Source organism: Streptomyces sp. NPDC001880, from assembly GCF_053594575.1.
On the sequence record NZ_JBSFET010000155.1, the window covers coordinates 1 to 7,608 of the forward strand.

At 65.5% G+C, this 7,608-nt stretch carries 7 protein-coding genes and 4 pseudogenes; 7 read left to right on the forward strand and 4 right to left on the reverse strand.

The genetic code is table 11. The features are described from left to right. Positions 1 to 292: DDE-type integrase/transposase/recombinase (locus ACWCQ6_RS34645; RefSeq protein ID WP_451096114.1), on the forward strand; the 292-nt coding region annotated here is incomplete at its 5' end. A gap of 345 nt (positions 293 to 637) precedes the next feature. Then, the gene (locus tag ACWCQ6_RS34650) at positions 638 to 907 is read left to right on the forward strand and encodes a hypothetical protein (RefSeq protein ID WP_451096116.1); all 270 of its coding nucleotides are present in this window, start codon (positions 638 to 640) and stop codon (positions 905 to 907) included. Positions 908 to 1,314: 407 nt separating this feature from the next. Here the strand turns inward: ACWCQ6_RS34650 and ACWCQ6_RS34655 are convergent, their stop codons facing one another. Genes ACWCQ6_RS34655 through ACWCQ6_RS34665 form a run of 3 tightly spaced genes read right to left on the reverse strand, consistent with a single transcriptional unit; the run spans position 1,315 to position 3,553 of the window. Continuing rightward, positions 1,315 to 2,061: a hypothetical protein gene (locus tag ACWCQ6_RS34655; protein WP_451096118.1), complete on the reverse strand. Its 747-nt coding sequence runs from the start codon at positions 2,059 to 2,061 to the stop codon at positions 1,315 to 1,317. A gap of 9 nt (positions 2,062 to 2,070) precedes the next feature. Next, positions 2,071 to 3,024: a hypothetical protein gene (locus ACWCQ6_RS34660; protein WP_451096120.1), complete on the reverse strand. Its 954-nt coding sequence runs from the start codon at positions 3,022 to 3,024 to the stop codon at positions 2,071 to 2,073. A 19-nt stretch (positions 3,025 to 3,043) separates the two neighbouring features. Continuing rightward, positions 3,044 to 3,553: a hypothetical protein gene (locus ACWCQ6_RS34665; RefSeq protein ID WP_451096122.1), complete on the reverse strand. Its 510-nt coding sequence runs from the start codon at positions 3,551 to 3,553 to the stop codon at positions 3,044 to 3,046. Positions 3,554 to 3,623: 70 nt separating this feature from the next. Between ACWCQ6_RS34665 and ACWCQ6_RS34670 the strand changes: the two genes are divergently transcribed. The 5 genes and pseudogenes from ACWCQ6_RS34670 to ACWCQ6_RS34690 form a co-directional block, all read left to right on the forward strand. After that, positions 3,624 to 3,926: a hypothetical protein gene (locus ACWCQ6_RS34670; RefSeq protein ID WP_451096124.1), complete on the forward strand. Its 303-nt coding sequence runs from the start codon at positions 3,624 to 3,626 to the stop codon at positions 3,924 to 3,926. A 230-nt stretch (positions 3,927 to 4,156) separates the two neighbouring features. Further along, a pseudogene (locus tag ACWCQ6_RS34675) lies at positions 4,157 to 4,668 on the forward strand (DDE-type integrase/transposase/recombinase); the annotation flags it as partial. 539 nt (positions 4,669 to 5,207) lie between these two features. After that, positions 5,208 to 6,962, forward strand: a complete 1,755-nt coding sequence (locus ACWCQ6_RS34680; RefSeq protein WP_451096126.1) for a hypothetical protein — start codon at positions 5,208 to 5,210, stop codon at positions 6,960 to 6,962. Positions 6,963 to 7,051: 89 nt separating this feature from the next. Next, positions 7,052 to 7,232: pseudogene (locus ACWCQ6_RS34685) on the forward strand (transposase); the annotation flags it as partial. Continuing rightward, positions 7,226 to 7,435, forward strand: a pseudogene (locus tag ACWCQ6_RS34690) (transposase); the annotation flags it as partial. The pseudogenes ACWCQ6_RS34685 and ACWCQ6_RS34690, both read left to right, overlap by 7 nt. 71 nt (positions 7,436 to 7,506) lie before the next feature. On the opposite strand, the pseudogene ACWCQ6_RS34695 reads toward ACWCQ6_RS34690, so the two are convergent. Then, positions 7,507 to 7,608 (reverse strand): annotated as a pseudogene (locus ACWCQ6_RS34695) (IS6 family transposase); the annotation flags it as partial.

The following is a 7,608-nucleotide window of genomic DNA, read 5'->3' on the forward strand; positions in this document are numbered from 1 at the left end:
CGGCGCGGCCCACCGCGAGGTGATGCCCTCCGTCGAACACCGTTCCCACAAGGGTCTGAACAATCGGGCGGAGAACTCGCACCAGCCCACCCGGCAGCGCGAACGGGCGATGAAGGGCTTCCGCTCCGCCGGCGCCGTACAAGAATTCCTGTCCGCCTTCAGCGGCATCTCACCCCACTTCAGGCCTCGCCGCCACCTGATGACCGCCGCCCACTACCGCGCCGAGATGGCCATCCGCTTCGCGATCTGGGACCAGATCACCGGCGCGACCGCCCTGCCTGCCGCGGCCTGAGCCCGGAGCCGGAACCCGGCCCCACCACCCACCCGACACACCGTCAGGCACTCACACGCTCCACAACGTGACAGCACCGCAGAACGTCCTGAACTCGGTGGGCGGGCCGAACAACACAGCTGGCAAACCGGCCCGGGACCCCCAGGCGCCGGCCGCGTGACGGACATCGCGTGACGGCCCGGCGGGTCGCCCTGCCGTGGGCGGAGGAGGCCGGTCAGGCGTGGCGGCCGCATCCGGCCGCCACCAACGCGGTGAGTACTCGGCGGGTCTTGTTCTCGGGGTTTGCGGAGAGCGCCACCCCGCGCTCCCGCACCGCCTCCTCGAGCTTCCGCTGCTTATCGCCATGTGATCGTCAAGGACGACACCGAAGAGCGAACCTACTTGTGGATCGTCGAGTGGACCCTTCAAGGAGGCGAGAGCTCCAATTCCTTCATCGTGGCCGTCGGGCCGGAACTGAAATCGAAGCTCGATGCTTTCACTGTGCATACGTTCAAGCTCTACGGTGTCCTCGCGCGGTCCAGTCGTGATTCCATCGTGACACCGACTCTCGGCATCCCCGATGAACTCACCGACCCCGAAGGGTGGCTCGGCGAAGACAAGTGGAACGTAGCGTGAACATGCCGCCAGGTAAGTGCCTCCTCCTCCCCAGCAGGTCGTCGCGCGCTGGCACCGGCGCCGAGGCGTGGGCCGCCGCTTTCTGGTGAGGCCAACCGTGCGGTGGGAAACTGGAGATGCTGCTGTATACCGCTCCGCGCTCCGGCGAGGAGGATTGTCATGGGCAACCGTCTGGTGGTTTGTTGCGACGGCACGTCGGACTTCGCCGGGCACTGTCACGCCGTCAGACACCCACCCAACAACGTGACAGTGCCTGTGGGCGAGACAGTCACACTCTGGGGTGGGCGGGCTGGACTGAACGAACGGGACCTCGCAAGACTGCAACAACAACGGCCTCCCTGTCGCTCTGGCTTCGATAGCCGCGAGCCACCAGAAGGCCCTTTCTTCATGCCCGCACAGCGGCGAACTCACCCGATCCAGCTCCCTGTTCGATCAAGAACGACCGCACGATCGGAAAGACAACAGCTTGTCAGATACAGGGGGAGAATGCATGGAGCTGACGATCGCGCCCCCCGCACCTTGTCCGCCTCGACCTGGGCAACCAAGTCGATACCCGGCGGGCCGCCGGTGCGCTCGACGATGACTGGATCAGCGTGCCAGCCGGTTGTGAGCGGCGAGAAGCCGTCCCAGCGGCGTTCCCGGTGTTGCCAGATCCACTGGTGCAGCCGCCCGTCCTCGTCTCGGAAGATGATGTCGGGCCCGCGCGCCGCCACTGCGGCCTCGAACGGCAGCCGCTCCGGGCGGATGGGATCCGGCCCCCACCACCGGGTCGGATCGGGGCCGGCGAAATAGCCGTACCCCCAATGCCGGAGGGTGCCGTCTCCCAGTCGGCCGTACACATCCTGCCGGACGAATCCGTGGTCGTCGGTCCAGGCGATCGCCGCGACCGAGGCCATGCCGGACTCCAGGGTTTCGCTGCGCGGCAACAGCACCGGTGCATGCCATTCCCCAGACCGCGAACACGTCGAGCCCTGCGGTTCCCGGTGAACGGCAACCGGCTCGGCGAACCGGTCCACCCGGCCGCCCAGGTCGAGGGCGCCGGGTACACCGTCGGCGAGCCACAGGTGCACCAGCGTGGCCTCGCGGGAGCGGACGAAGATGTCGAGCCGGCCGGGATGCAGGTAACTGGCCCCGGGCTTGCCGAAGATCGCCACGGTGCCCGCCTACAGCCCGAGCCCGAACGCGACCGCGATCGCGGCGAAATCCGTTGCGTAGCCGCGCATCCCGTCGCCACCCCAGTGCAGGGCGACGATCTCGTTGCTCTCGTTCACCACCACCGACCCGGAGTCCCCCGACCGCGACCACACTCCCTGCGGATTCAGCCCGAGGTCGGGGATCATCACGACCGACACCTGTCCGAGCAGTATCCAGCGCTCGCTGCCGTCGTGGTTGTGCGCCGCGTAGGCGCCGAGCGTGCCCTCGACCACCCCGTGCGACACCCCGGTGCGGTACCCGCGTTTGCGCACGACCGAACCGATCCGCGGCGACGAGATGGCCGTCGCGATACCGATGTCGGCGATCCGCCCGACCTCCGCCGTGCGCCCGCCGTCGACCGAGCACAGCGCGGCGTCGAAGAAGCCGGAGACCAGACCACCGGGGAACAGCGACGGGATGTCGGGCGCCAGACACTGCCGCAGCGAGCCGAGCCGTTCGATCGTCGGTGCCGGGTCGGTCTGCGGTGCCGGCTGCTGGATCGGATCACCGACCGCGCCGCAGATGACGTGTGCGTTGCTGACCGCGACCGGCAACCCGGCCGGGTCGCGGAAGACGCAACCGAGCGTGCCCGCGTGCACGTCTCCACCCACGATCGCCGCGGGCCCGAGCTGGATTCCACCCATGATCGGATCGACGCCCGGCATGCCGTAGGTCTTCTGGTCCGGAATCCCGGCCTGCTCCAGTCGCGGTGTGCCGACGACGAGGACGTACGAGAATCCCCCGATCGAGTCCGGCAGCCCCAAGGGTGGGTCGTCCGGATCGTTCACCATAAGTCGCAGCCTGTATTCGCCGGCGTCATCGACCCCGACGTCGATGCCGTTCACACCCTCGAGCTGCAGCAGGCCGAAGGCGTTTTCGTTGAGTGCGGCCGCCATCTCGACCGGTACCTCGTCTGCGGGCATGTGCGTTCTCTCCGCTGGTCTAGACGAACTCGTTGGCGATCAACTTGTGCCAGTCGGGCATCACCCCGATGAAAGCGCCGGGAGCCCCTGGCCTGCTGTTGAGCGGGCGGGTCAGCACGCTGCGCATCCGTCGCGCGGAGACAAGTAGACGCCGGCGATCACCGGCGCCGCCGCCGAGGTCCCGCCGAACGGCGGTGCGGTCCAGTAGCCGTCCACCTTCGTCGGTGCCGTGGGATGTCGCGGGGTTCGGCGCGGTCAGCCTGGCGTGCGGGGGCGCCCGCTGCGCGCGGGGTTCTCCGGTCGGCTTGCCGATGCCGAAGTTCCCGTTCGCATACCAGGAGAGTTCGTGCGGCAACCGTACGGGACCGATGATCTCGCCGACGATGTCAACCAGACCATGGCTGACCTCCCGGAAGTAGTCGCGCACACTGCCGTGTGGAAGCTCGCTCTCTGAGAAGAAGAGCTTCTCGAAGTGCTCCTTGCTTGCGGTTATCTTCTTGTCGGGGAAGTCCACCAGCACGGTGACCACCCGGACGGTGCCCCTGAGCGGGGCACGTTCGGCAGCCGCTCTTCGGAGGACCCCGGAAGGGGCGCCGGCCGTGAACATCTCGGGGGAAAAAACGTTGTCGTTGAATCCGCGCATCCGCGGCTCCCCGCTCGGCACGAACTGCCGGGCCATCGGCGACGTATCCCGGAGCCTCTGCAACTCCTCGTTCATCCTGTCTCTCGCCTCAGGACTGGGGCAGACGGCTCAGAAATCCGACCACATGGCGGCCGCGGTGCCCCTGAAAACAGAGTTTTCAGTCATGGCATTCCTCCTGCCGCTGATAAAATCGCTTCTTTTCTCTCTCTTCTTCAGTAGGCGCGCAACGGAGGGGTCTGTCAAAGGCGTTCCCTTTTAGTTGAAGCACAAATTGTTGAAGTGGCGGCAAATTCTGGTAGTGAACCCCCGCACGAAACCCCCATGAACGTTGCGTATTGTCGTTCCGTCCGGTTGGGCACGTGAGTTCTGGTTGATTATGTCCATCTGAGTGCGGCCAGAGGGCGGCTCGAGTGGCGGGCGTGATGGCGGGTGGGGACGGCGATGTTGGTGTGGTCGCCCTAACCTCGGTCTCCACAGCATCGGTACCCCCGGCGGTGGTGCACCAAGTTCGGGCAGGCCTGTGCGAACGGACTGCGCCGCCGTCGGCCGGGCCCGGGGACGAATGGCATCTGAACGAGGTGTTCGTGAAGATCAAAGGGGGGGCTGAAGTAGCTATGGCGGGCCGTCAACGCCGGCAGCAACGTCCTGGACACCCTCGTTCAGAACCGGCGGGACAAGGCCGCCGCCCGGCGCTTCTTCCGCCGTCTACGGAAAAAGACGCGTGAGGTCCCGCGGGTGATCGGCACCGACCCGTTCGCATAAGGGCCTGGACAACCAGGACGAGAACAGCCACCAGCCCACGCGGCAACACGAGCGCGCGATGAAAGGCGCCTGTAGCGTCGGCGGAGCACAGCGGTTCCTGGCCGCGTTCAGCGGCGTCTTACTCCGCTCCGACCCAGCCGCCACCGAATGACCGCCTCGAACCACCACACCGAAATGACCACCACTTCGCGATCTGGGACAAGATCACCGGCGCTGCCAACCTGCCCATCATGGCCTGACACAGGCCCGGGCCGCAGGCCCACCACGTCCCGACGTGCCATCAAAACGTCACGCACTCAACAACGTGACAAGGCCCTCCAGTCTGCTGGGCGCGCGAAAGCGCGAGGCCATAGGCGTAGCCACAGGCGATCTATGAGGAATGAGCTGCGGCACCGCACCACCAGCGATAACATGTACATAATGAGTCAAAACGGCTTGATTGCCTGCTCGTTGACAGGGTGTGATCGAGGTCGGGGACATGCGGCAGGCTGTCGCCTGCACCGCGAGCTGCTGAACGCCGACCTGAAGCGGCACGTCAACGCAGGCAGAGCCACATCAGCCGACCACCTTGCCCACGAGACCCGCCGCTTCCTTCGCCGACGGCAGTGCCAGCCCCGCATCGTGTGCGGCTACTTCAAGGCCCCACAGGTCTGCTACGCGATCACGTAGCCGTTTCGGCTCAATAACGGCCGCGCCGGCCTAGTGACCGGTGGCCGAATTCCCGTAGTGTTCCTTCGTTCTCTGGGCCCGCAGACTGCGGGAAAGGAGATGGAAAACGATGAGCCAGACGGACACCCTCATCGCCATTGAGAAGCACGAAGTAGGATACCGCGAAGGTTTCTCGAACGGCCGCTACAACAACCATCAGAAGTTTTCCCCCGCTGTTCCCGGACTGGAGTGGTCACAGAACCAGGCATGGTGTCAGACCTTCCAGTCCTGGGCCTTCCAGCAGGCCGGCGTGAAGAGTCTGGCACCTGTGACCGCCTCATGCCCGACGGCTGTCAACTGGTACAAGAGCCGCAGCAGATTCTCATATTATCCCGCGATCGGGGCGATGGTGTTTTTCGGTAGCTCAGGAGGCCAGCACGTCGGACTCGTCTACAAGTACGACGCGGCTTATGCGTACACCATCGAAGGGAACACCAACGCCAACGGTTCGTCCGAAGGCAACGGAGTGTACCTGAAAAAGCGTGCCCGCCGGGACGGCTATCTCTACGGATACGGGCTGCCGAAATTCACTGAGGGAATTGTCACGGCCGATCCGGGTTTGAAGAACAAACCCGGATATACCTATATGGCCGCTGCCTCGCACCGTGAGTCCGATGCACTGCCCGTGGCAGAGGTTGAAGAGGCGCTGCCGTGGGTGTCCTCGAACCAGCTCGCCTGGGCAGCCACTCACCCTACGGCCGAAGAGCAGGCCGCAAGAAACGACGACGGCACCACGGCGGACGATGTCGCTCTCGTACAGGATGCGTTGGCGAAGGTCATGGGCGTCGCCCCGGACGACCCGCACTCCGTGTTCGTAGCGGAGACACAAGAGCTCTTCGAGCGATTCCGCACGGAGAAGCTGGGCCGCTCCGAGGCGGACGGCCACGGCGTTCCCAGCACGCAGGAGCTGGTCGAACTGGGCAAGCAGTCAGAGCTTTTCAACGTCAGGGCGGGTTCGTCCCCGGCCGCAGAGCAGGCCTGGGTCAACCTGAACCAGGTAGTCTGGGCCTCAACGCACAGTGCCCAGGAGGAGCAGGCGCAGCCGGGCGGGGACGCCAGCCCGAAGGCCGATGTGGCTCTGGTGCAGGACGGGCTCGCGAGGGTCATGCACACGAACGCGGCCGACGAACGCGGGATCTTCGAGACCGCCACTCAGACCCTCTACGACGAGTTTCGTCGTACGGTGCTGCACTTCTCCGGCAGTGACGCCGTCGGGACACCCGGCACGCAGTCGCTGACGGAACTCGGTCAGCGCGCCGGACTGTTCCGGGTGCGTACCGGCTTCTCGGTGGACGGGACGACGGGTAGTACCGGCGTCGATGCCAGGGGGCAGCTCGACCCGAAGCAGGTGACGTTCCATCGGTACACACCCGAGGGCACACTGGAGGACTGGATCAGGCAGGCAAGTACGGCAGCCGGAGTCCAGGCGAGCAACTACTGGGTGAAGGGCTTCAAGACAGCCGTCGCGCGCGAGTCGTCCGGCAACCCCAACGCCTGCAATCTGTGGGACTCCAACGCCAAAACACCTCCCGGCTTCAGTAAAGTCAAGGACTTTGGGGACGGCTATCTGGGCGATGGGCGGATCGTGAGGCTGAACGGCGCGCTCACACATTTCCAGTGCTCCCGGGGCATCGTGCAGTGCATCCCGCAGACATTCGCCCAGCGCCACGCTCCCGGTACCTCGGTGAACATCTACGATCCTGTGGCATGCATCGCCGCCGCGATGCGGTACGTCCGCAGCCGGTATGGCGTCGCCATCGACGGTTCCAATCTCGCCAAGAAGGTCCAACAGTTCGACCCCAACCGGCGCCCCCACGGGTACTGACGGCGAGGCCGGACAAGTAAGACCGTGTCCTATGTGGTGAGTCGGACGAGTCGCTTGTAGCAGCACAGTGCAGTGTCAGACCGCAGGCCGTCCCGCGAGATCGGGAGGGCAGCTTTGAGCCGCCAGATCGTCAAGAAGCGTCAGCGGCAGCTGACTGGTGTGGCCGAGATGGTGCTTTCCCTGTCCACACGGGACCTGACGCACAGTGATATCTCCGCTCACCTGGCCGAGGTCTACGGCACGAGTATGTCCAGACAGACTATGCCCAGGCCGAGTTCGTTCCCTTCCTTCAGTTCGACATGGAGATCCGACGGATTGTCTGCACGACCAACGCGGCATTGATGTGAACGCCCGCATACGCAAGGCTGTACGGGCTCAAGGGCACATCCCGAACGAGGCCACGGCGCTCAAATGTGTCTACATGGCCGTCATGAGGCTGGCCCCCCACCGGCTGGACCATGCGATGGAAGGCGTTGTCACGTTGGTGGGGTGTTGATCGATTGAGGGCGCGTCAGGGCGTGTGGGGGTCGGGCGGGGGCCTGGGTCACGCTGCGGTGGGCGGGGCGGTGGTGCCGGTGATCTGGTCCCAGATCACGAAGCGGACGGTCATCTCGGTGCGGTGGTCGGGGGCGGTCATCCGGTGCCG

Excerpts from the sequence above, each read along its gene's own strand:
- ACWCQ6_RS34660 (WP_451096120.1), bottom strand. The coding sequence starts at position 3,024 with ATGCCCGCAGACGAGGTACCGGTCGAGATGGCGGCCGCACTCAACGAA.
- ACWCQ6_RS34680 (WP_451096126.1), top strand. The coding sequence starts at position 5,208 with ATGAGCCAGACGGACACCCTCATCGCCATTGAGAAGCACGAAGTAGGA.